This is a genomic window from Flectobacillus sp., from assembly GCF_049240685.1.
Classification (GTDB): Bacteria; Bacteroidota; Bacteroidia; order Cytophagales; family Spirosomataceae; genus Flectobacillus.
Genome location: NZ_JBMLSD010000194.1, coordinates 1 through 1,946, shown reverse-complemented (window position 1 = coordinate 1,946; position 1,946 = coordinate 1). Strand labels below are relative to the sequence as shown.

Genomic DNA, 1,946 nt, shown 5'->3' with positions numbered 1-1,946 from the left:
AGGCACAAAGTGGTAAAGGGGAAAAGGGGTAGCTAAAGAGTTTTTTAAGGAAACACCAAGGCATAAAGGGAAGGAGTATATCTAAATAAGCACACTTTGTGCCTTTGTGCCTCTGCCACTTTTGTACTAAAACACACTTTGTGCCTTTATATCTAAATAAAGAACTCCTTGCCTAAACCCTATACCCTAACCCCTAATAGCACTATCTCACCACCCAAAAAACCAAACTATTAGCCCAAACCAAATGGCATCGTCTGGGAAGAGCGTACGTAATAAGGTAAGAGCCTCATGGATTAAATTGCTAACTGATTGGTATTTTACTCCCATAGTTTTAGCAATTTCTTGATTGGATAGTTCCTTGTAGAATTTGAGATAGACAACTTCTTTTTGTCTTTTGGGAAGATGATTTAAACGTTCGTTGATTAGCCTTACCCGTTGAAGTTCAGTTTCGTCTTTCACGATTTTCTCTTCAATCGAAAAGTCGATGTCAAAATAGCTTTCCGAATTAGAATGTTCGTAAAGAGAAATTGTTTCATTTTTTTTTATTTCAGAAATGATTCTTCTTCTTACAGCTGCAAACAAATAGGCTTTTACGGAGCCTACCTCAACTTTAAGATTCTGCCGGTACTGCCAGAGTTGAATAAATACCTCCTGAATGCAATCTTCTATTAATGCGTCATCAGTGACCATTTTGCGGCCATAGCTAATTAAGGATTTAGCATACAGACGTAAGAGTTGAGCTAAAGCTTCTTCGTCTCCATTGCGTAAATCATTCCATAGCATTAATTCATCGTATTGAGTGGATGAATTGGACATAGTTAGGTTTAAGATCAGGTAAAAAATGATTTTAACAATAAAGACTGTTGATAAGAGAGTTATACTCAAAAAATAATCTTGATGGTAGGATGTGAAAGAATTTGGATAATATGATATAACGTTAATCGAATTTGATAAAGCTGAGATACTTATAGCATCTATCTGCGCATGGACTTTACTTTTATACTGTAATAATTTGGTATCATTCTTGCGGGTGAAATATTGAATCATAAGCAAAATAGATTTGTATCTAATTTACTTATTAGGCTGTAGGTCTTAGGCTTTGAGCTAAAAGCACAAAATATTGGTTGTAAATAGGCAAATATGTTTTACCTATTGCTTCAAGCCCAATAAGCTGAGTCATATTTTGCATGATTATCTATTTTGAAAGCTATTATTTGATGTATTCCACCCGATTCTGGTTGTGTCTTTTGTTTGAGATTTTTTCACATCAATAATATTCAGGGGTATCTTTTTTTACAAAATTGCAGACAATTACTTGTTTGGATGATACTCTTGATATGAATAGTTTTTAGTATTAAACTATTTGATGAAATATGTTCCATATTTTCCCATTTATTTGTTCCTGTTATTTTTTTCTGCTCCAGCTAACGTTTTTGAGAAGTTAAATGAAATTTACGTCTATTGTTTTGACTTGTGGAATTTACTTGATAGTCAAATAGTTAGCTTGTATGGGGTGAAGTGGCACTGATTCATAGACAGAATGAGTGATTGTGGTTTAGGTGTTGAAACTTTTACTGAAATTTAAAAAAACAGTTTCAAATTCCAGACTGAGCCTTGAACTAGCAAATTCAATTTTGTCCAGTTATGAGAGCTTGACAATACATTTTTAAAAGTAATAGAAAAATTATAGTATTATTTGAAAAAGAATTACACACCATGAAAACGCTGAAAACTACATGTTTTCAGTAATTACCCTAAATATCTATCTAAAAAAGCTAAGCCGTTTAGCTTTTTTCTAAAAACCACACAGTCTTTACGCTGTCTGTTTAAGTACGTTAATCTTAAAACATTAACAACATTATATGTAAGTGGGTAAAATGAAAATAATTTTACCTGCTCTAAGCTTTAGGCTTTATGCAGTAGGCTAAAAGTTAAATAGTATTTCT

General features: G+C 32.8%; 1 protein-coding gene. It reads right to left on the bottom strand.

The annotated features are described in order from the left end of the window. Positions 1-207: 207 nt before the first annotated feature. Entirely contained in the window at positions 208-816 is a 609-nt protein-coding gene (locus ACOVQ4_RS08910; RefSeq protein ID WP_421820302.1) for an RNA polymerase sigma factor, read from the bottom strand. Between the last annotated feature and the right edge of the window lie 1,130 nt (positions 817-1,946).